Genomic DNA, 20,817 nt, shown 5'->3' with positions numbered 1-20,817 from the left:
GCGGGGATACCCAAGAACAGGCCTCACTGGCCTTTCAGCCATACACCCAGCGCCGATGCAGCCCACGCGCCAGGGCATCCAGCACAAACCCCAGCACGCCAATCAGCAGCACCATCGCCATCAGTTCGGAATACGCCAGCCGGTCGCGGGTATCAAGAATGAAATACCCAAGCCCCGCACTCACCCCAAGCATTTCGCACGGCACCAGCACAATCCACAGAATACCGATGGCCAGGCGCACGCCCGTCAGCACGTGACCGATCACCCCCGGCACAATCACCTTGCACAAGGTTTCCCAGCGCGTTGCACTCAAGCTGCGGCTAAGTTGCAGCCAACGCGGGTCCAGTTGACGCACCCCTGCCGCCGTATTCAGCAAGATCGGCCACAACGCGGCAAACGCCAGCAGGAAGTAGATCGGCTGGTCACCCACGCCCATCAGCATCACCACCACAGGCATCCACGACAATGGCGATATCATGCGCAGAAACTGGAATGCTGGCGTGGTCGCCGCCTCCAGGTGCCGGTAGCTGCCTACCAGCAAGCCCAGCGGCACACCCATCAGCAGCGCCAGCAGCAGCCCAATCAGGATGCGCTTGAGGCTGACCCAGATATGCCCATAGACCTCGCCCTGCCCCAGCAGCTCGACCAGGCTGGCCAGGGTTGCCGCCGGCGAAAAGCGCGCCGACAGGCCGTCGGCCTGGCCGAACAGTGCTACACCGGCCCACCATAACAGCAACAAGGCCAGCAACCCGACCAGCCCAAGGCCGGCATGTACGACATGGGTGCGCATCAGACCGCAAACTCCTCGCTACGCTCGAAGTTGTCGGCAATGCCGAACACCGACGGGCCACCCACTGTCGCGATGGCATTACGCACGAAGCGATCGTCGACCAGGTCGCGGGCGGCATACGCCGGATCCAGCCCGGCAAGGAAGGCATTGTCGCCTTCGATCAGGGTGGTTTTCAGGCGCTTGACCAGCTCTTCGGTGTAACTCGGGAACGGGTATGGCTGGAAGTCGATGCGCTTTTCGTCCCACTGCTGATGGCGAATGGCACCACTGGCAATGTAGCCAGCACGGTCTTCGGCGGCGGGCGCCAGGACCTTGGTCAGCACCGCAGGCTCGTGCGGGGTGTACTTGTTGGGGCCCGCCCGGGACAGCAGTGCGGCGGCTTCGGTGCGATGGTCACGGGTCCATTGCTGGGCCTTGACGATGGCGTTGACCACTTTCTGCGACCATTCCGGGCGGTTATTCAGGTCATGCTCGTGCATGAACACCACGCAGCACGCATGGTTGCGCCATACATCGCCGGTAAAGCGCTGCACGCGGCCCACCTTGAGGTTCTCGGCCAGTGCGTTGAACGGCTCGGCAACGATGTAGCCGGCAATGCGCTTGCTGGCCAGAGCGGGTGGCATGTCGGACGGCGGCAGCACCAGCAGGTTGACTTCGTTGGCGGCCAATTGCGCATTGGCCGGCTTCGACACTGGCGTCAGGCCGTTGTCGTTGAGCAACTGTTGCAGTACCACATTGTGGATCGAGTACCAGAACGGAATGGCCACTGTCTTGCCACCAAGCTGTTTCACGTCGGATATATCCGGCGCAACAGTCAGGCCCGAACCGCCCACGTGGTTCCAGGCCACCACCTTGGCTGGCACCTTGCTGCCATAGCGCGCCCACACCGTCATCGGCGAAAGCAGGTGGATGACATTGACCTGGCCGGAAATGAATGCCTCGATCACCTGCGCCCAGCTGCGCAGCAGCACCGGGCGCTCGGCCTGGATGCCTTCGGCCTCGAACAAGCCGTTGTTATGTGCCACCAGCAGCGGCGTGGCATCGGTGATCGGCAGGTAGCCGATACGCACCGGCGCGTCCGGCTCGGCAGCGGCACGCGCCTGCAAGCTCGACAGCAACGGCAATGCACCGGCAGCAGTGAGCATGGCGCCGAGCTTGAGAAAGTCACGACGCGAAGAAGAGGAACAGCAGTCATCCATGCACATGGACAGCCTCCGAGGGCAAAGGGGTTGGGGTAGGTTCGACTGTGCGGCTTGCCCGCCGAAGGGTTTTGAGGATGTCTATGCGCAAGGCCCCCAGCTCTTCGACCCTCTGCGTGCGCGGTTGCGGCAGGTCGATGTGCCACTGGCCAAGGATGTGCGCTGGGTGGTTGCCCAGTAGCAGAACCCGGTCTGACAGCAGCAGGGCTTCGTCGATATCGTGAGTGATCAGCACGGCCGCGGTCTTGTGCGTGGCGATCAGTTGCAGCAGCAGCTGCTGCATGTCGGCGCGGGTCACCTCATCCAACGCACCGAAGGGTTCATCCAGCAGCAAGACTTCGGGCTGGCGTGCCAGGCAGCGGGCCAGCGCGGTGCGCTGGGCCATGCCGCCAGACAACTGCGCCGGGTACTGGCCACGCGCGTGGGCCAGGCCCACAGCCGCAATCGCATGGTCGATGCGTGCACGGCGTTCGGCATCCGCCAGCTTGGGCTGACGGGCGAAGTCCAGGCCGAAGGCGACGTTTTTCTCCAGGCTCAGCCATGGCAGCAGGCTGGGGTCCTGAAAGGCCACCGCCAGACGCGGGTGCGGCCCCTGCAGTGGCTGGCCGTGCAAGCTCACGCTACCGCCGCCAGGCAGCTGCAGGCCTGCCAGCACCCGCAGCAGGCTTGACTTGCCCACACCACTGGGGCCAAGGATGCTCACGACTTCACCTGGCGCCAGCTGCAGGTCGAACTGCGCCAGTACCTGCTGCCACCCCCCCTCACGCGGGTAGCCCAGGCGGATGTCACGGGCCTCCAGCAACACTGCGCTCATGCAACGCCCGCCTGGCGTTGCAGTTCGGCGCGCAATTGCACCAGGCTGGGCGTGACGATCGGCACGAAGGCCGACTCCCGCCAGCGGCGGGCAAACCCTTCGCCGTATTCGCTGAGGTAAGCCTTGCCGCCACTGGCCTGCAATTCCAGTTGTACCGCGTCGGCAGCACTTTCAGCCAGGATGATGCGCAGCTTGAACAAGGCCGCCGGCTGCTGCTGGAAGCGACCTTCGAGCAAGCCCTGCTTGAGTTCGCTGACGGTGTTTTCCAGGCGTTCGCTAAGCACCTGACGGGCTTCGTCGAGGAACGACGCTCGGCCATGCAGGTGCGCGTGAACCTCTTCCAGCGCCCGTCGCGCCAGGCCGATGGCCATGCCACATTGCAGCGCCAGGAATGCCGGGCGTACCCTTGGCAGGAATTCGCGTGCATTTTCATGCAGCAGCCAGTCGCGTGCCAGCGATACCTGGTGAAAAGCCAGTGCTGCCGTGTTGCTCGACTGCAGGCCCATCAGTTGTAGATCATCAGAGCGCTCCAGGCCTTGGGCGTCGGAAGGAATGGCCAGCACAAACGGCGCGCCGCCGGCTTCATCCTCAATGGCCGCCGCCACCACGAAGCCGCTTTTACGCAAGTTGGTCACCCAGTGCAGTCGCCCTTCCAGGTGCCAGCCATCGGCTGCCGGGCGGCCACGCACCTGCAGCGCTTCGATACCGGACAGGAACTTCATGGCGTTGGACAGCCCGGTGGCACCGGCCAATTCACCGGTCAACAGCCGCGGCAGCAGGCGCTCACGCAGGGGCTGGTTGGGGCTGTGCAGCAGGTATTCGATGAAGGCACGCTGGCCCCAGCAGACGAAAGCCGCAGCCAATGAGCGGCTGGCAATGGCGGCGATGGCCTCGACCGCATCGGTCACCTGCCCGCCCGTACCGCCCAGCGCTGGGTCGACCCCTGTGCGCAACAGCTGCGATTCTGCGATCTGCGCCAGCACCTGCTGCGGTTCGCACAGGCCCCGGTCGATGGCCTCGGCATTGGCATCCAGCCAGTGTCGAAATGCACAATCTTGCATGGTCTTGCTCCTTTGATAACGCCGGGGCCGCTCTGCGGCCCGTTCGCGGCACAAGGCCGCTCCTACAACGGCCTGGTAAGGGCCATTATCACAGGTGGGCTACGCAGAAGGCTGCCAGCGGTATTTGCCAAGCTCTTCGTTGAGTGGCGTCTGGGCGAAAACATTAGCAAAGTTGCACAGGGTTGCGAGACTTACGCCCAGAATCACCTCCAAGGCGTTGCCTTCACTGAAGCCGGCCTCACGGAAGGCCTGGTAGGTGGCTTCGCTGACATTGCCACGGGTGGCGATCACTTCGCGGGCAAAGGCGGCCAGGGTTTCGTAGCGGGCGTTGGGGAGTTCACCACGGGCACGCAGAGCATCGACCACCTCCTGCGGCAGCTTGGCCTTGTTCAGCGCGACGGCCGTATGGCCGGCCACGCAAAAGTCGCAGCCATGCTGGGTGGCCGCGATCAGTTGCACCACTTCACGCTCGGCCAGGCCAAGCTCAGACTTGCCATTGAGTGCCGAAACGGTCACGTAGGTTTCAAGCGCCGCCGGGGCGTTGGCCAGCACGCCGAGCAAGTTGGGGATGAAGCCGGAATTCTTCTGGGCATTCTCAAGAAACGGCCGTGCCGCTTCCGGGGCGCTCTGCAGCGTGTGTAAAGTAATGCGCGAGGACATGCAGTGATCTCCTTTGATGAGTGTCACTACAGTCTGTTGGTTATAAGAACTACCCTCCATATTCATCAGTCGCCTTTCCTTGTTCCTGAGTCTTTGTATTAGATGATTTCGTCCAGCCACCTTGTCGATTGGTTATTAGAGGGCCTGGAGCTCGATGCCAGCCTGTTTCATGTCGGGCGCTATTGCGGTGGCTGGCATGCCAGCACCCAGGGCATGGGCCGCGCCAGCTTTCACCTGGTGGTGCAAGGGCATTGCTGGCTGCACATTGACGGCCAGCCGCAACCGGTGCGCCTGGAGAAGGGAGATGCCGTATTCCTGTTGCGCGACCTTGCCTATCGCTTGTCCAGCGATCAGGACCCGGTCGACGCCTGTGCCCAACCGCGCCAGGCCATGCAGTCGCTGGATAGCGAAGCCAGCGACGGCGTCGGGCTGGTTTGCGGCTTCTTCCATTTCCAGTCCGGCCTGTCTTCACTGATTGTCGAAGGCCTGGCCGACTGGATCCTGCTGCGCGCCGAAGACCCCGCCGGCAGTGCGGCGCGGGCGCTGTTCGAGCTCATTCTGGAAGAATGCCGGCGGGCCGCCGGCCCGTCGCAGGCGTTGCTGGAGCGCCTGACGCACCTGTTGTTCCTGTACGTGCTGCGCCAGCAGGTCATTGCCGGGCAGTCACTGGGCGGGCTTGTCGCCCTCGCTCGCCAGCCAGCGTTTACCGGGCTGCTGGAGCAGTTGATCGAACAACCGGGGCAAGCCTGGACGCTGGAGAGCATGGCCGCCTGCACCGGCTTATCGCGGTCTGCGTTTTTCAAGCGCTTCAACGAACTGGCGGGGCAATCGCCAGGGCAGGTGCTGCTGGCACTGCGCATGCGCCATGCCAGCCAGTTGCTGCGGGCGGGTAATACCGTGGAGCAAGTGGGTGCGCAGGTGGGGTATCAGTCGGTGGCGGCGTTTACCCGGGCGTTTGCCAAGGCCATGGGGGTGCAGCCTGGGGCCTATCGGCGCCAACACGAAGGGCGCTGATCGGCGTACTTCCCTGCTCGCGCAAAGGCCGGTTCGGGCAAGCCCTTCACACCTGGTCTACCGGAATATCCCCAGCCCCCTTGGCCTCCCGCCGCTCACCCATCCAGGCATCGACCTGCTGGCCAAATTCAGCCGGGGCCTTGCGCCCGAAGCGCATGGCCAGGTCCAGCACAGTCTGCTGTGCCAATGACTCTTCCATGCGCTTCTGCGCCCCCAGCATCACTGCGTGGATCGCACAGGTACCCTCGGTCGCCCAACGCGGCGGCGAGCCGTCGAACAAGGTGCAACGCTCGCGCACCTCGCGGCAATCGAAGATCTTCTTCGGTCCATCAATGGCATGGACGATATCCAGCACGCTGATCTGCGCCGCCGGCCGCGCCAGGCGGAAGCCGCCGCGCACGCCTTCGGTGGCCGCCACCAGCCCGGCACGGGCCAGCTTGGTGAAGACCTTGGCCAGGTATTCCTGCGGCACGCCTTGCAACTCGGCCAGGTCGCGCACGCTGGAATCACGAGTTTCACCGCGCTCGTCGACTAAAAACAACAGGCAATGGATACCGTATTCCACGCCAGCACTGTAAAGCGACATTCAAATCTCCGACCGATTTTGTCGTACATGTTACGCCGATACCCCGGCACTGACAAAACAAGGTGTCAAAAGGTAGCTCCACCGCAAAGGGAAAAGCCCTTGCCGAAGGTAACTACGACCGATATATTCGTAGTTACTCGAAGGCCATACAGCTGGCCCCCGATGCCCTCTTCGAACCTTGCGGAGCACCTTCATGAAATCCAACATCCTGATCATCGGTGCCGGCTTTGCCGGTGTCTGGAGCGCCCTGAGCGCTGCCCGCCTACTCGACCAGGCGCAACGTGCCGATCTCAGCATCAGCGTGCTGGCGCCACAGCCGGAACTGCGCATTCGTCCGCGCTTTTACGAGGCCGACGTGCATGGCATGAAGGCACCTCTGGGTGATCTGTTCGAGGCTGTGGGCATTCACTTCTTCCCGGGCAACGCCGACAGCATCGACACCGAAGGTCGCAGCGTCAGCTATACCGATACCCACGGCCAGCCACAGCGCATCGCCTACGACCGCCTGATCCTGGCCGCAGGCAGCCAGGTTGCCCGCCCGGCAGTACCAGGCCTGGCGGAGCATGCGTTCGATGTCGACCAGATGGAATCGGCCATGCGCCTGGAGCAGCATCTGGTCGATCTGGCCGCCCTGCCCGCTTCGCCAACTCGCAATACCGTGGTGGTGTGCGGCGGCGGCTTCACCGGCATCGAGACCGCAACCGAAATGCCTACTCGCCTGCGCTCGATCCTCGGGGCCGACGCGGCATTGCGGGTAGTGGTGGTCGACCGTGGAGCGCAAGTGGGGCGGCATTGGGTGAAGGGATCACACCGTCGATTGTTGCCGCGTGTGAACAGGCCGGGGTCGAATGGCTGGCCGGCGCTTCCGTGGTGGCTGTCGATGCTGCGGGAGTCACCCTGGACAACGGCGAGCACATCGCCAGCAACACGGTAATCTGGACCGTTGGCGTCAAGGCCAGCCCGTTGACGGCGCACGTTGCCGGCGAGCGCGATACCTTCGGCCGGCTGAAAGTGGATGGCCATTTGAAAGTGCTGGGCCAGGAGCACGTTTACGCCACCGGCGACACCGCCTGGGCTGCGGTGGATGACCTGGGCAACCATGCCCTGATGACGTGCCAGCACGCCATCCCCATGGGCCGCCACGCCGGCAACAACGCCGCCGCCGACCTGCTCGGCCTGCAGCCGGTGCTGTATCGCCAGCCCAAATACGTCACCTGCCTGGACCTGGGAGACTGGGGCGCCGCCTTCAGCGAAGGCTGGGAGCGCGAACTGAAGCTGCACGGCCAGGAAGGCAAGGCCCTCAAGCGCCAGATCAACTCGGTATGGATTTATCCGCCAGCGGCTGACCGCGCCTTGGCGCTGGCTGCGGCGGACCCAATGATCGCCATCGTTTAACGGCATTTTTCTGACAAAACCGTCAACAATTGGCGGTTTTGTCAGTTTTGGCCGTTACATTGAATGGCTGTTCAATAATGATGGCCATATGGCATCATTGAAATCAAAAAAGTCACGAGGGTGAGACACACAAACAACTCCGCAGCGCATCAAGAGCCTGGCGCCATACCGGTGACCCGGCCATCCACCCAAGCTCCTGAGGCCTGCACGCCACCGTCAAGGAGCATTCCATGCAGTTACGGAATTTGAAGATCGGCATTCGCGCTGCAAGCGTGTTCGCCCTGTTGGGCATCCTGGTTCTGTTCATGGGCTTGATCGCACTTTACGAAACCCGGCAGATGGACAAGGCCACGGATGAAATCCGGGTGACCTGGATGCCGGCCGTAATAGCCCTCGGTGACATCAGCACCAACCTCGGGCGTGCCCGCGCCGTCACCTTGCGTGCCGCCCTGGACGACAACCCCAGTGACCGCGAGCGCAACCTGCAGATGCTCAACGGCATCAATACCGAGCTGAATAATGCGCTGAAGGATTATGCCGACACGATCATCGCTGCCGATGACCGCGCCCTGTTCAATGCCTTCAGCGCTGCTTATCAGCACTATTTCGAATTACAGACCCGTGTGCTGCAAGGCATTCAAGCTGGGCACATGGACGATGCCAAGCAGCAGATCAGCGGCCCGCTGACTCAGCGCGCCGACAGCATGATGCAGGCCATGGCAGCGTTGATCGCCTATAACGGCACAGGTGCCGAACAAGCCTCGCAGCGCAGCAGCGACGTAGCGGACGAAGCGTTCACCGCGCTGGTTGCCTCACTGGTGGTGATCATGCTGGCCCTTGCCACCATCGCTACCGTGCTCACCCGCAGTATCGTCGTGCCGCTGGCCGATGCGCTGGCTGTGGCCGAGCGCGTGGCGACCGGCGACCTGACCCGGGAGATACGGGTAACCGACCGCGATGAGCCGGCCATGCTATTGCGCGCCCTGAGCCGGATGCAGGGCAGCCTGCGCGATACCATTCGCCAGATCGCCGCGTCTTCCGACCAACTGGCCTCGGCCTCGGAAGAACTGCACACCGTCACTGAAGACACCAGCCGCGGCCTGCATCAGCAGAGTGCAGAAATCGACCAGGCCGCCACGGCGGTGAACCAGATGACTGCGGCAGTCGAGGAAGTGGCGAACAACGCGGTCAGCACTGCTGATGCTTCCAAAGGCGCTGACCAGACCACCCGCGATGGCCGCGACCAGGTCAACCAGGCGCTGGCATCCATTCAGCATCTGGTAGCGGATGTGACCGGCACATCGGTTGAGATCGAGCAGCTGGCCAGCAACGCCAACGAGATCAGCCGGGTGCTGGACGTGATTGGTGCAATTGCCGGGCAGACCAACCTGCTGGCACTGAACGCCGCCATCGAGGCGGCACGGGCCGGAGAGGCAGGACGTGGGTTTGCCGTGGTGGCTGACGAGGTACGCGCCCTCGCCCACCGTACCCAGCAATCGACGGCAGAGATCGAGCAGATGATTGCCGGTATCCAGAACGGCACCGAGCGGGCAGTGACAGCAATGCACAGCAGCCAGGGCCGCGCCACGGGTACGCTGGAAGTGGCACAAAGCGCAGGGCAGGCGTTGGAAGTGATTGCCGAGGCCATTGCTTCGATCAACCAGCGCAACCTGGTGATTGCCAGTGCCTCGGAAGAGCAGGCGCAGGTCGCACGCGAGGTGGACCGGAACCTGGTGAATATTCGTGACCTGGCGATGCAAACGTCGGCGGGCGCGAACCAGACCAGTGCGGCGGCGCAGGATCTGTCGCGGTTGGCGGTGGACCTGAACGGGATGGTGGCGCAGTTCAAGGTTTGATCCAAAACAGCCGGGGCCGCATTGCGGCCCCGGCTACAGCAACAGCGGTCTATCAGTCGTTGACGCTTACCACCCGCCCCGCCTTCTCGACAGCCTTGCCGCGCGTCGCCAGGCAGTAGTAAAGCGGCACGGTCACCAGCAAGCCGAACAGCCACGACAGGTCAGCCCCTTCGACAATGTTCGAGTACGGCCCCACATACAGCGAAGTATTGGCAAACGGCAGCTGCACCAGGATGCCGCAGGCATAGGCAATGATCGCGTGGTGGTTGAAGCGGCCATAGATGCCGCCGTCGGCACTGAAGATCGAGGCGATGTCGTACTGGCCCTTCTTGATCAGGTAGAAATCGATCAGGTTGATCGAAGCCCACGGCACCAGCACCAGCAGCAGCGCCAGGATCAGGCCGATGAACTGGCCGATGAAGTCCGCCGAGGCATTCAGTGCCACCATCCCGCAGCCCACCAGAATGACCGAGGCCAGGATCACCCGTACCCTGATGCTCGGCGTCCACTCGGCCATGAAGGTCTGGATCGCGGTCACGATCGACAGCACGGCGCCGTAGAGGTTGAGGGCGTTGTGGCTGATGATGTTAAGCAGGAACAGCACCATCAGGATCGGGCCCAGCCAGCCGGTGGCCTGCTTCACCGCATCCATTGCGTCGGTGCCTTCCGGCACGCACAGCACCGCCACCGTACCAAAGCTGAAGCACAGGATGGTGCCCAGGGTGGCGCCGAAGTAAGTGGCCCAGAACGGCTTGGCAATGCCCACTTCACGGGGCAGGTAGCGCGAGTAGTCAGAGGTGTACGGCGAGAAGCTGATCTGCCAGATCACACCCAGCGACACGGTGGCAATGAAGCCCGACAGGTTGAACGCGCCACGGCTGAAAAAGTCAGCCGGCAGATCCTGGACGAACATCATGATGAAACCGGCCAGCAACGCCGAGCCCATCACCCAGGTACCGATGCGGTTGAGGATATGGATGAAGCGGTAGCCGATCACGCCAATGGCAGTCGCACTCAGGGCACCGATCACGATCGCGCCAGGCATCGGCACGCTCGGCGCGATGCCGTGAATGGTCTTGCCCGCCAGGACGATATTGGAAATGAAGAAGCCGACATAGATCAGCGCGGTGAAGAACACGATCAGCAAGGCACCGTAGCGGCCAAACTGGCCACGGCTCTGCACCATTTGCGGAATGCCCAGCTGCGGCCCCTGTGCAGAGGCCAGGGCGATGACCACGCCCCCGACCAGATGGCCCAGCACGATGGCGATCAGGCCCCACAACAGGTTCAGGTGGAACACCTGGACCACCATGGCGCCGGTCACGATAGGCAATGGCGCAATGTTGGTACTGAACCAGAGGGTGAACAGGTCGCGCGCCTTCCCATGGCGCTCGGCAGGTGGAACGTAATCGACCGTGTGATTCTCGACAAACTGGTGTTGCGACGACGGTTGGGACATGGTTTTCAGCTCGAAAGGTCGTTTTTATCTTTGTAAGGAAACCGCATCTAGGCGGCCTCTCAGCTGCGGACCATATTATGGTATTCCAAACTTTTGACAACACTGATCCGCATGAAAAAACGGCCACTGATCCGCTTACGAAACCCCTGCGACAAACCGCCTCACCGCTCAAGGCCACGGTTTTCGTGGCTTTTGGCCGTTCATCGCGAAAACCCAGGGGTGAAAATTCCGCTTGCAAAATAGGTATTACGGTATACCATCAGACACATCAACGATAAAAACCGCGGACCACCGCAGCCCTTCAGAGGTACTCCCGATGATCGACGCAACTGTCTACAAGAATGTTCTGGGCTCCTTCCCGTCCGGCGTTACCGTCATCACCACCCAGGACGACGACGGCTCGGTCGTCGGCCTGACCGCCAGCGCCTTCTCCTCCCTGTCGATGGACCCGCCGCTGGTGCTGTTCTGCCCCAACTACACCTCCGACTCCTACCCGGTACTGATCAAGCAGAAGCGCTTTGCCATTCACCTGCTGTCCGGTGAACAGCAGGCCGAAGCCTACGCGTTCGCCAAGAAAGGCAAGGACAAGGCCAGCGGCATCGAGTGGACCCTGAGCGAACTGGGCAACCCGATCCTGGCCGGTGCCACCGCCGTCATCGAATGCGAACTGTGGCGTGAATATGAAGGTGGCGACCACGCCATCATGGTCGGCAAGGTACACAACCTGATCGTCCCTGCCGAAGCGCCACGGCCGATGGTGTACTGCCGCGGCAAGATGGCCAGCCTGCCGGCCTTTGCCTGAAGCCTGCAGTTGGACGCAGCCCGCTCCCACACTGAAGCCCGATTGACTGACGGGCAATAACAAGCGTTGAGGAAAAACCCATGAAATTTTCGTTGTTCGTACACATGGAACGTTGGGATGAACAGGTCAGCCACCGCCAGCTGTTCGAAGACCTGACCGAACTGACCCTGATGGCCGAAGACGGCGGTTTCAGCACCGTGTGGATCGGCGAACACCACGCCATGGAATACACCATTTCGCCAAGCCCGATGCCGCTGCTGGCCTACCTGGCCGCGCGCACCGAGAAGATCCGCCTGGGCGCTGGCACCATCATCGCGCCGTTCTGGAACCCGATCCGCGTCGCTGGCGAATGCGCCCTGCTCGACGTGATCAGCAACGGCCGCATGGAAGTCGGCCTGGCCCGCGGCGCCTACCAGTTCGAGTTCGACCGCATGGCAGGTGGCATGCCGGCCACCGACGGCGGCAAGGCGCTGCGCGAGATGGTGCCGGTGGTGCGCAAGCTGTGGGAAGGCGACTACGCCCACGACGGTGAAGTCTACAAGTTCCCGACCTCCACCAGCGTACCGAAGCCGTTCAACGCCACGCCGCCCATGTGGATCGCCGCCCGCGACCCGGACTCGCACAACTTCGCCGTTGCCAATGGTTGCAATGTCATGGTCACCCCGCTGATGAAGGGGGACGAAGAAGTGCTGGACCTGAAGAACAAGTTCCAGGCCGCCCTGGACAACAATCCAGGCGTGCCGCGCCCGCAACTGATGGTGCTGCGCCACACCCATGTGCACAGCCCGGCAGATCCGGAAGGCTGGAAGGTCGGCGCCCAGGCGATCTCGCGCTTCTACCGCACCTTCGATGCCTGGTTCGGCAACAAGACCACCCCGGTGAATGGCTTCCTGGAGCCGAGCCCGGAGTCGAAATTCGCCGAAGTGCCGGCGTTCCAGCTTGAGAACATCCGCAAGAACACCATGATCGGCACCCCGGAAGAAATCATCGCGCGCATCAAGTACTACCAGGAACTGGGCGTCGACGAGTTCAGCTTCTGGTGCGACAACAGCTTGCCCCACGCCGAGAAGAAGAAGTCGCTCGAGCTGTTCATCAAGGAAGTGGTGCCGGCGTTCGCCTGAATTCCCATTGCCTGAATCATTGCGGGACGCGCCCGCTCCCGTGGGCCCCTTCGGCCTGCGTGAGCGGGCTTTTTTTTGAAACCTGTGCAGTCCCTGTGGAAGCGGGCAAGCCCGCGAAGAGGCCAGTACAGACAACAGAGAAATCAAGGCATCAGGCCACCTTTCGTCCCCCGGCAAGAGAAATTTCCTGACACCTCTTGCACAACAAATATTATGGTATACCATCAGACAACAAGAGCTGATAACCCTCACCAGGAGCCATCCATGAGTTTCGAAATCCGCAAGATCGTCACCTACTCCGAAGAGACCCGCATCGAAGGCGGCAAAGCCACCGACAAGCCGGTGACCATGGTCGGCCTGGCCGTCGTGATCAAGAACCCATGGGCCGGTCGCGGTTTCGTTGAAGATCTGAAGCCGGAAATTCGCGCCAACTGCTCGGAGCTGGGTGCCCTGATGGTCGAGCGCCTGACTGCTGCCATTGGCGGCGCCGACAAGATCGAGGCCTACGGTAAGGCCGCCGTCGTCGGCGCCGATGGCGAAATCGAGCACGCCTCGGCCGTGATCCATACCCTGCGCTTCGGCAACCACTACCGCGAGGCGGTACAGGCCAAGAGCTACCTGAGCTTCACCAACAAGCGCGGCGGCCCAGGCACTTCGATCCAGATCCCGATGATGCAGAAGGACGACGAAGGCCTGCGTTCGCACTACATCACCCTGGAAATGCAGATCGAAGATGCCCCGCGTGCCGATGAAATCGTCGTGGTCCTGGGCGCAGCCGATGGCGGCCGCCTGCACCCGCGCATCGGCAACCGTTACATCGACCTGGAAGAACTGGCTGCCGAAAAAGCCAACGCTCAATAACAACAACCAAGACGGGCCGGGGCGTGGCGTGCTTACCCGCCGCGCCCGACCTTCAAGGAGCGCCCTCCATGATTCAGCCTGTCGCTGAACGCACACCTGCCGGCACCAGCTATCTGGATGTCGGCCAGGGCCAACCCGTGGTGCTGATCCACGGCGTGGGCCTGAACAAGGAAATGTGGGGCGGTCAGTTCGTTGGCCTGACCAACGACTACCGCGTCATCGCCTACGACATGCTCGGCCACGGTCAAAGCCGCGTACCGGCCGCCGACACACCGCTGGAAGGCTATGCCGACCAGCTCGCCGAACTGCTTGACCACCTGCAAATTGCACAAGCCACCGTGATCGGCTTCTCCATGGGCGGCCTGGTTGCCCGTGCGTTCGCCCTCAATTACCCGCAGCGCCTGGCTGCACTCGTCGTGCTCAACAGCGTGTTCAACCGCACCCCCGAGCAAAGTGCCGGGGTGATCGCCCGCGCTGCCCAGGCGGCGGAGCTGGGCCCAGACGCCAACGTCGATGCTGCCCTGGACCGCTGGTTCAGCCGTGAATACAAGGCTGCCAACCCGGCGCAGGTCGCCGCCATTCGCCAGGTGCTGGCGAGCAACGACCCGCAGGGCTACCACACCACTTATTCGCTGTTCGCCACTCAGGACATGTACCGCGCCGACGACCTGGGCAGTATCCAGGTGCCGACGCTGATCGCCACCGGCGAACTCGACTCGGGCTCCACCCCGGCCATGACCCGCCAGCTCGCCGCCAGCATTCCTGGCGCACGCAGTGTGGTCCTCGCCGAGCAACGGCATATGATGCCAGTGGAAGCACCGCGTGAAGTCAACAAGATGCTGCTGGACTTCCTCACCCAAGCCCGCACCCTCACCGAATCCGCCAAGGGGATTGTTGCATGACCCTCGTTCGTTTCCAGATGTGCATCGACGGCCAATGGCGCGATGCCCAGAGCGGCAAGACCTTCGACAGCCTCAACCCGGCCACCGCCCAGGCCTGGGCGCAACTGCCCGACGCCGATGAAGCCGATGTGGAGCTGGCCGTTCAGGCCGCCCAGCGTGCCTTCGACAGCAAGGCGTGGCGCAGCATTACCGCCACCGCGCGCGGCAAGCTGTTGCGTCGTCTGGGTGACCTGATTGCCGAGAACAAGGAGCACCTGGCCCAGCTGGAAAGCCGTGACAACGGCAAGCTGATCCGCGAAACCCGCGGTCAGGTCGGCTATCTGCCGGAGTTCTTCCACTACACTGCGGGCCTGGCCGACAAGCTCGAAGGCGGCACCCTGCCGCTGGACAAACCCGACCTGTTCGCCTACACCGTGCACGAGCCAATCGGCGTGGTTGCCGGGATCATCCCGTGGAACAGCCCGCTGTACCTCACCGCGATCAAGCTGGCGCCGGCCTTGGCTGCCGGCAACACCATCGTGCTCAAACCGTCCGAGCACGCCTCGGCGACCATCCTCGAGCTGGCCCGACTGGCCCTTGAGGCCGGCTTCCCGGCCGGTGTGGTCAACGTGGTCACCGGCTACGGCCCCAGCACCGGCGCGGCGCTGACCCGCCACCCACTGGTGCGCAAGATCGCCTTCACCGGCGGTGCCGCCACCGCCCGCCACGTGGTGCGCAGCAGTGCCGAAAACTTCGCCAAGCTGTCGCTGGAGCTGGGCGGCAAGTCGCCGAACATCATCTTCGCCGACGCCGACCTGGACAGCGCCATCAATGGCGCCGTGGCCGGCATCTACGCCGCGTCCGGGCAAAGCTGCGTGGCCGGTTCGCGCCTGCTGGTGCAGGATGAAATCTTCGACGTGTTCGTCAAGCGCCTGATTGCCCGCGCCAAGCGCATCCGCATCGGCAACCCGCAGGACGACGCCAGCGAAATGGGCCCGATGGCCACCGCGCAACAGCTGGCAGTCGTCGAAGGCCTGGTGGCAGCAGCCAAGGCCGAAGGTGCAAAACTGCACATGGGCGGAAAGCGTGCCGACGTTGAAGGTGACGGCTGGTTCTACGAGCCGACCCTGTTCGAGTGCGACAGCAACGCGATGACCATCATGCAGGAAGAAGTGTTCGGCCCGGTCGCCGCGGTGATCCGCTTCAAGACCGAAGAAGAAGCACTGGCCATAGCCAACGACTCGCAATTCGGCCTGGCTGCCGGCATCTGGACGCGCGATCTGGGCCGTGCCCACCGCCTGGCCCGCGACGTGCGTTCGGGGATCATCTGGGTCAACACCTACCGTGCCGTGTCGGCCATGGCACCGATAGGTGGTTTCAAGAACAGCGGCTACGGCCGTGAGAGCGGCATCGATTCGGTGCTGGCCTATACCGAGCTGAAGACCGTGTGGATCAACTTGTCCACCGCGCCGATGCCCGACCCGTTCGTGATGCGCTAAGAGGAACACGAGATGATCGAACCCGGCATCTACAAAGACGTGATGGGCTCCTTCCCATCCGGCGTCACGGTAGTGACCACGCTGGACGCCGACGGCGGCATCGTCGGCATCACCGCCAGTGCATTCAGCGCGCTGTCGATCGACCCGGCGCTGGTGCTGTTCTGCCCCAACTACGCCTCCGACACCTACCCGATCCTGCGCGACAGCAAGCAGTTCGCCATCCACCTGCTGTCCGCCGACCAGACCGCCGAAGCCTATGCCTTCGCAGGCAAGGGCAAGGACAAGGCCAAGGGCGTGGAGTGGCACCTGAGCGAGCTGGGCAACCCCCTGCTGGCCAAGGCTACGGCGATCATCGAGTGCGAGTTGTGGCGCGAGTATGACGGCGGTGACCACGCGATCATTGTCGGCGCGGTGAAGAACCTGGTGTTGCCGGCCGAGCCGGTGACCCCGATGGTCTACCACAAAGGCAAGCTCGGCGCCCTGCCGCCGCTTGGCTGATACATCTTGAAGTCGGTGTTGGCCGCTTCGCGGGCTCGCCCGCTCCCACAGGTATCGCACAGATCCTGGAACCCGTGGGAGCGGGCAAGCCCGCGAAAAAGCCAACACCGATGACCCTGTTTTCAGGGGTCGCGCTAATCGTCTCACCCTCGGTTGCGGCCCCTGTTTTATGCCGGAGTACTGCACATGAGCAATGAAAAGTACGAAAAGGGTCTGAAAATCCGCACCCAGGTGCTGGGCGAGGACTACGTCAACCGCTCGATCCAGAACGCAGATGAGTTCACCAAACCGTTGCAGGAGCTGGTCACCGAGTATTGCTGGGGTCACGTCTGGGGCCGTGAAGGCTTGTCGCTGAAAGAGCGCAGCATGATAAACTTGGCCATGATTTCCGCGCTCAACAGGCCCCACGAGCTCAAATTGCACATTCGCGGTGCCCTGCGCAATGGCCTGAGCCGTGAACAGATTCGCGAAATCCTGCTCCAGGTCGGCATTTATTGCGGCGTACCCGCGGCGGTGGACAGTTTCCGCCTGGCCCGTGAAGCCTTTGCCGAAGCCGATGCGGAGCCAACCCGTTAACAACGGGCTGTTCGAACCACTGCATGGAAAGCCTCGGTTCGAGGCATTCCGCGATGTTGGCGCAACAGCCTCATAAAGAGCGCACCTGATGAAACGCCAGCCACTCGACGACAGCTTCAAGGTCAACCGCAATCCCGTTACTCTGCGCGAAATCGTGCTCGACAAGCTGCGCGCCGCTATCATGAACTTTCACCTGCTGCCCGGCGACCGCCTGGTCGAACGCGACCTGTGCGACCGCCTCGGCGTCAGCCGCACTTCGGTACGTGAAGCGCTGCGTCACCTGGAGTCCGAAGGCCTGGTGGAGTTCGCCGACGCCAAAGGCCCACGGGTGGCCATCATCACCCTGGAAGACGCACGTGACATCTATGAGCTGCGCTGTGTGCTCGAAGGCCTGATCGTGCAACTGTTCACCCTCAACGCCAAGGCCAAGGACATCCGTGCGCTGGAACGCGCGCTGGAAGTGAACCGCGAGGCACTGGAAGAAGGTGAGCTGCAACAGGTACTGGATTCGGTACAAGGTTTCTACGATGTGCTGCTGGAAGGCTCCGGCAACCAGGTGGCGGCCCAGCAGTTGCGCCAGTTGCAAGCACGCATCAGCTACCTGCGCGCCACCTCGGTATCGCAGGAAAACCGCCGCGGCGCCAGCAACCGCGAAATGGAAAAGATCGTCGAGGCCATCAAGGGCGGTGACCCGCTGGTAGCCCACCAGGCCTCGGTCGACCACGTCCGCGCCGCCGCCAAGGTGGCCCTGGACTACCTGCGCCAGAAGCAGGATGACAACGCCAAAGTGCGCGACATTGTCGAACCCTTGGCCCTGAAGGAACCCCGCATAGGTCGCTGATCATGCCCAATGCCCCGCGCTACTGCCCGCACTGCACCAAGGAACTGGCCCGGGGCGTTCCCACAGGCGATACCCACGAACGCCTGCATTGCACCGGCTGCGGCTACATCCATTACATCAACCCCAAGATCATCGCCGGCTGCATCATCGAGCGCGATGGAAAGTACCTGCTGTGCCAGCGCGCCATCCCCCCTCGCCCCGGCACCTGGACCTTGCCTGCCGGGTTCATGGAGGCTGGCGAAACCACCGAACAGGCGGCGCTGCGCGAGGTATGGGAAGAAAGCGGCGTACGTGCGGACATCGTCTCGCCGTATTCGATCTTCAGCGTGCCAAAGATCAGCGAGGTGTACATCATCTTCCGTGCCATCGTCACCGAAGAGACCGGGCAGTACGGGCCTGAGACGCTGGCGTACAAGTTCTTCGAACCGGATGAAATCCCCTGGGATGAGATCTACTACCCGGCCATCCGGCAAATTCTCGAGCGCTACATCCTCGAGCGGCAGGCCGGGGTGTATGGCATTTACATGGGCAATGATGACACCGGCAAGGTGCACTTCATGCGCTAGCCTGCCCGGCCTCTTCGCGGGTGAACCTGCACTCACCCGGATCGCGCAGTTACAGAGGCTCGTGCAGTGGCACAGCCCTCACAAAACCCTCGCCAACGGTCTATTCTCGGTGCACCCTAAGGGCCTTGAGAAAGAGGACCGGCAAAGCACATGGCTAGATGGCTAGATGGCGGCGGGCTAATGGCCGAACGCATCCGCAACCACGACTGGGCCACCACCCCCCTGGGCCCGCTGGAACATTGGCCCGATGCCCTGAAAACCACGATAGCTCTGTGCCTGGCCTCGCGCTTTCCGCAAGCCGTGCTCTGGGGCCCGGACTTGATCACCCTGTACAACGATGCCTTCACACCGATTCTCGGTCGCAAGCCCCTGGCCTTGGGCATCCCCTTCCGCGACGTGTGGCACGAAGCCTGGGATGAAATCAGCAGCATGGCGGCCCGCGCGTTGGCCGGCGAAGCGGTTTACATCGAAGACTTCCCGCTGATGATCGACCGCAACGGCGGCCTGGAGCGGGCCTATTTTACCTTCTGCTACAGCCCGATTCGCGGCCATGATGGCGAGATACTGGGCATGCTCGACACGGTCACCGAAACCACAGCCAGCGTGGTCACCAACCAGCGCCTGAACTTTCTCGATACCCTCGGGCGAGCCGTGACCGAAGCGACCGACCCGGACCAGATCATGGCCATCACCACCCGCATGCTGGTCGAGCACCTTGGCTTGTCCAGTTGCGCCTATGCAATGATGGACCCCGACGAGGACGGTTTCACCATTTGCGGCGATGCGGTGACACCCGGCTCACCACGCCTGGTGGGCCACTATCACCTGCATGACTTCGGCCGCCTGGCGGTCAGCCGCCTGCGCAGCGGCCTGGCCCTGGTGATCAACGACAACCTGCGCGAACTGGCCACTGACGAGGCGGCGACTTTTCAGGCCATCGGCATTACGGCCACCATCTGCATGCCACTGATCAAGGGTGGCAAGCTGACCGCGCTGATGGCGATTCACGACCGCGTACCCCGAGTATGGACCGACTACGAGCAAGCACTGATCAGCGAAGTGACCGAGCGATGCTGGGCGCACATACAGCGGGTCCAGGCCCATGCCGAAGTGCGCGAAGCGATGGCGGCCCTGGAAGCGCTCAACACCACCTTGGAACATCGCGTCGAAGAACGCACCACTCAGTTGCTGCACACCGAGGCCGTGCTGCGCCAGGCCCAAAAGCTGGAAGCCATTGGCCAGCTGACCGGCGGGGTAGCCCACGACTTCAATAACCTGCTGACCATCATCCGCTCGTCGCTGCACTTCCTGCAGCGCCCCAACCTGGCCGAGGAGCGCCGCGAGCGCTACCTCAAGACCATGTCCGACACGGTTGACCGTGGTGCCAAACTGACCGGCCAGCTACTGGCCTTCGCCCGACGCCAGGCCCTCAGCCCACAGGTGTTCGAAGCCGGGCCACGGCTGGAAGCCATGGCCGACATGCTCGACACCGTCACTGGCGCGCGCATCCGGGTCGAGCTGCAGCTACCGCAAGCGCCCTGCCACATCCGCGCCGACCTCAGCCAGTTGGAAACTGCGGTAATCAACCTGATGCTCAACGGCCGCGATGCCATGGCTGGCGAAGGTGCCTTGCAGCTGCGCCTGCAGGCCGACCAGTGCCTGCCGGCCTTGCGCGGTCAGCCTTCACAGCCAGGCCCGTTCGCGGCGATATCGGTGAGCGACAACGGAGTCGGTATTGCCACCGAGTTGCTGGAGCGCATCTTCGACCCGTTCTTCACCACCAAGGCCCCAGGTGAAGGTACCGGGCTCGGGTTGTCGCAGGTGTTTGGTTTCGCCAAGCAATCCGGGGGCGATGTACAGGTGAACAGCATCCCCGGCCAGGGCACCACCTTTACCCTGTATCTGCCGCAGGAGGCACCAACTGCGGCCTCGCCCGAAGACGCCTCGGCCGGCAGCCAGCCACAGGTACAGGGCGAGCGGCGACGAATACTGGTGGTAGAAGACAATCCCGACCTGGGCAATTTCACAGCTCAGCTCCTCGAGGACCACGGCTACCAAATCAGCTATGCACGGTCGGCAGAAGAAGCGCTGGCGCAGTTGACTGGCCCGGCAGGTGATTTTGATGCGGTGTTTTCCGATGTGGTCATGCCCGGCATGGGTGGCTTGGCACTGGCCCGCGAACTTCGCCGCCAGCGCCCGCAGTTGCCGGTGATCCTGACTTCGGGCTATAGCGAGGCGATTGCCGAAGGCGGGCACCAAGGGTTCACCTTCCTGGCCAAACCCTACTCGGCAGAACAGGTGTGCCAGATACTCGGCAAAGTATTCGGCCACTGATACC

Annotated in this window: 19 protein-coding genes and 1 pseudogene; 13 read left to right on the top strand and 7 right to left on the bottom strand. The window is 62.9% G+C overall.

Annotated features, from left to right (window positions below; all coding sequences use genetic code 11):
- Positions 1-34 precede the first annotated feature (34 nt).
- From ACZ889_RS14660 to ACZ889_RS14640, 5 genes are all read right to left on the bottom strand, one after another.
- A complete protein-coding gene (locus tag ACZ889_RS14660; RefSeq protein WP_180688306.1) occupies positions 35-790 on the bottom strand; it encodes an ABC transporter permease in 756 nt (251 codons plus the stop codon).
- Complete coding sequence (locus ACZ889_RS14655) at positions 790-1,995, bottom strand: ABC transporter substrate-binding protein (RefSeq protein ID WP_019751100.1); 1,206 nt, start codon at positions 1,993-1,995, stop codon at positions 790-792. The genes ACZ889_RS14660 and ACZ889_RS14655 overlap by 1 nt, the downstream gene beginning before the upstream one ends.
- Complete coding sequence (locus ACZ889_RS14650) at positions 1,982-2,803, bottom strand: ABC transporter ATP-binding protein (RefSeq protein WP_180688307.1); 822 nt, start codon at positions 2,801-2,803, stop codon at positions 1,982-1,984. Before ACZ889_RS14650 ends, ACZ889_RS14655 begins: the two co-directional genes overlap by 14 nt.
- Positions 2,800-3,864 (bottom strand): acyl-CoA dehydrogenase family protein, encoded by a 1,065-nt coding sequence (locus tag ACZ889_RS14645; protein WP_144000201.1) that lies wholly within the window; start codon positions 3,862-3,864, stop codon positions 2,800-2,802. Before ACZ889_RS14645 ends, ACZ889_RS14650 begins: the two co-directional genes overlap by 4 nt.
- 99 nt (positions 3,865-3,963) lie before the next feature.
- A complete protein-coding gene (locus tag ACZ889_RS14640) occupies positions 3,964-4,524 on the bottom strand; it encodes a carboxymuconolactone decarboxylase family protein (protein ID WP_003256052.1) in 561 nt (186 codons plus the stop codon).
- A 102-nt stretch (positions 4,525-4,626) separates the two neighbouring features.
- On the opposite strand from ACZ889_RS14640, the gene ACZ889_RS14635 reads away from it, so the two are divergent.
- Entirely contained in the window at positions 4,627-5,538 is a 912-nt protein-coding gene (locus tag ACZ889_RS14635) for an AraC family transcriptional regulator (RefSeq protein WP_004577487.1), read from the top strand.
- Positions 5,539-5,584: 46 nt separating this feature from the next.
- Here the strand turns inward: ACZ889_RS14635 and ACZ889_RS14630 are convergent, their stop codons facing one another.
- On the bottom strand, positions 5,585-6,124 hold the full coding sequence (locus ACZ889_RS14630; protein WP_011805352.1) for an RrF2 family transcriptional regulator: 540 nt from the start codon (positions 6,122-6,124) through the stop codon (positions 5,585-5,587).
- A gap of 193 nt (positions 6,125-6,317) precedes the next feature.
- On the opposite strand from ACZ889_RS14630, the pseudogene ACZ889_RS14625 reads away from it, so the two are divergent.
- Positions 6,318-7,519 (top strand): annotated as a pseudogene (locus ACZ889_RS14625) (NAD(P)/FAD-dependent oxidoreductase).
- A 230-nt stretch (positions 7,520-7,749) separates the two neighbouring features.
- Positions 7,750-9,375, top strand: coding sequence for a methyl-accepting chemotaxis protein (locus ACZ889_RS14620; RefSeq protein ID WP_476257498.1), 1,626 nt, complete (start codon positions 7,750-7,752; stop codon positions 9,373-9,375).
- Between the two features lie 52 nt (positions 9,376-9,427).
- Here ACZ889_RS14620 and ACZ889_RS14615 read toward each other — a convergent pair whose 3' ends face one another.
- On the bottom strand, positions 9,428-10,834 hold the full coding sequence (locus ACZ889_RS14615; RefSeq protein ID WP_012052008.1) for a purine-cytosine permease family protein: 1,407 nt from the start codon (positions 10,832-10,834) through the stop codon (positions 9,428-9,430).
- A 316-nt stretch (positions 10,835-11,150) separates the two neighbouring features.
- Here ACZ889_RS14615 and ACZ889_RS14610 point away from each other — a divergent pair, with 316 nt between their 5' ends.
- The 10 genes from ACZ889_RS14610 (at position 11,151) to ACZ889_RS14565 (ending at position 20,813) form a co-directional block, all read left to right on the top strand.
- Positions 11,151-11,636: a flavin reductase family protein gene (locus tag ACZ889_RS14610; RefSeq protein WP_003256061.1), complete on the top strand. Its 486-nt coding sequence runs from the start codon at positions 11,151-11,153 to the stop codon at positions 11,634-11,636.
- Between the two features lie 80 nt (positions 11,637-11,716).
- A complete protein-coding gene (locus ACZ889_RS14605) occupies positions 11,717-12,757 on the top strand; it encodes an LLM class flavin-dependent oxidoreductase (protein ID WP_019438211.1) in 1,041 nt (346 codons plus the stop codon).
- Between the two features lie 264 nt (positions 12,758-13,021).
- A complete protein-coding gene (locus tag ACZ889_RS14600; protein WP_003256068.1) occupies positions 13,022-13,618 on the top strand; it encodes an amino acid synthesis family protein in 597 nt (198 codons plus the stop codon).
- Positions 13,619-13,686: 68 nt separating this feature from the next.
- Positions 13,687-14,520: an alpha/beta fold hydrolase gene (locus ACZ889_RS14595; protein ID WP_180688310.1), complete on the top strand. Its 834-nt coding sequence runs from the start codon at positions 13,687-13,689 to the stop codon at positions 14,518-14,520.
- Positions 14,517-15,998, top strand: coding sequence for an aldehyde dehydrogenase (locus ACZ889_RS14590; protein WP_180688311.1), 1,482 nt, complete (start codon positions 14,517-14,519; stop codon positions 15,996-15,998). The genes ACZ889_RS14595 and ACZ889_RS14590 overlap by 4 nt, the downstream gene beginning before the upstream one ends.
- 12 nt (positions 15,999-16,010) lie before the next feature.
- Positions 16,011-16,496 (top strand): flavin reductase family protein, encoded by a 486-nt coding sequence (locus tag ACZ889_RS14585; RefSeq protein ID WP_003256072.1) that lies wholly within the window; start codon positions 16,011-16,013, stop codon positions 16,494-16,496.
- Between the two features lie 186 nt (positions 16,497-16,682).
- Complete coding sequence (locus tag ACZ889_RS14580; RefSeq protein ID WP_003256073.1) at positions 16,683-17,072, top strand: carboxymuconolactone decarboxylase family protein; 390 nt, start codon at positions 16,683-16,685, stop codon at positions 17,070-17,072.
- Positions 17,073-17,160: 88 nt separating this feature from the next.
- Positions 17,161-17,913, top strand: a complete 753-nt coding sequence (locus tag ACZ889_RS14575) for a GntR family transcriptional regulator (protein WP_003256074.1) — start codon at positions 17,161-17,163, stop codon at positions 17,911-17,913.
- A gap of 2 nt (positions 17,914-17,915) precedes the next feature.
- The gene (locus ACZ889_RS14570; RefSeq protein WP_010954491.1) at positions 17,916-18,479 is read left to right on the top strand and encodes an NUDIX hydrolase; all 564 of its coding nucleotides are present in this window, start codon (positions 17,916-17,918) and stop codon (positions 18,477-18,479) included.
- Between the two features lie 150 nt (positions 18,480-18,629).
- Positions 18,630-20,813 (top strand): GAF domain-containing hybrid sensor histidine kinase/response regulator, encoded by a 2,184-nt coding sequence (locus tag ACZ889_RS14565; RefSeq protein WP_180688312.1) that lies wholly within the window; start codon positions 18,630-18,632, stop codon positions 20,811-20,813.
- Positions 20,814-20,817 lie beyond the last annotated feature (4 nt).

The sequence above is a fragment of the Pseudomonas sp. TE3895 genome (assembly GCF_056278855.1).
Note: the sequence above shows the minus strand (reverse complement) of the source record. Positions and strands in the feature narration are given on the sequence as shown.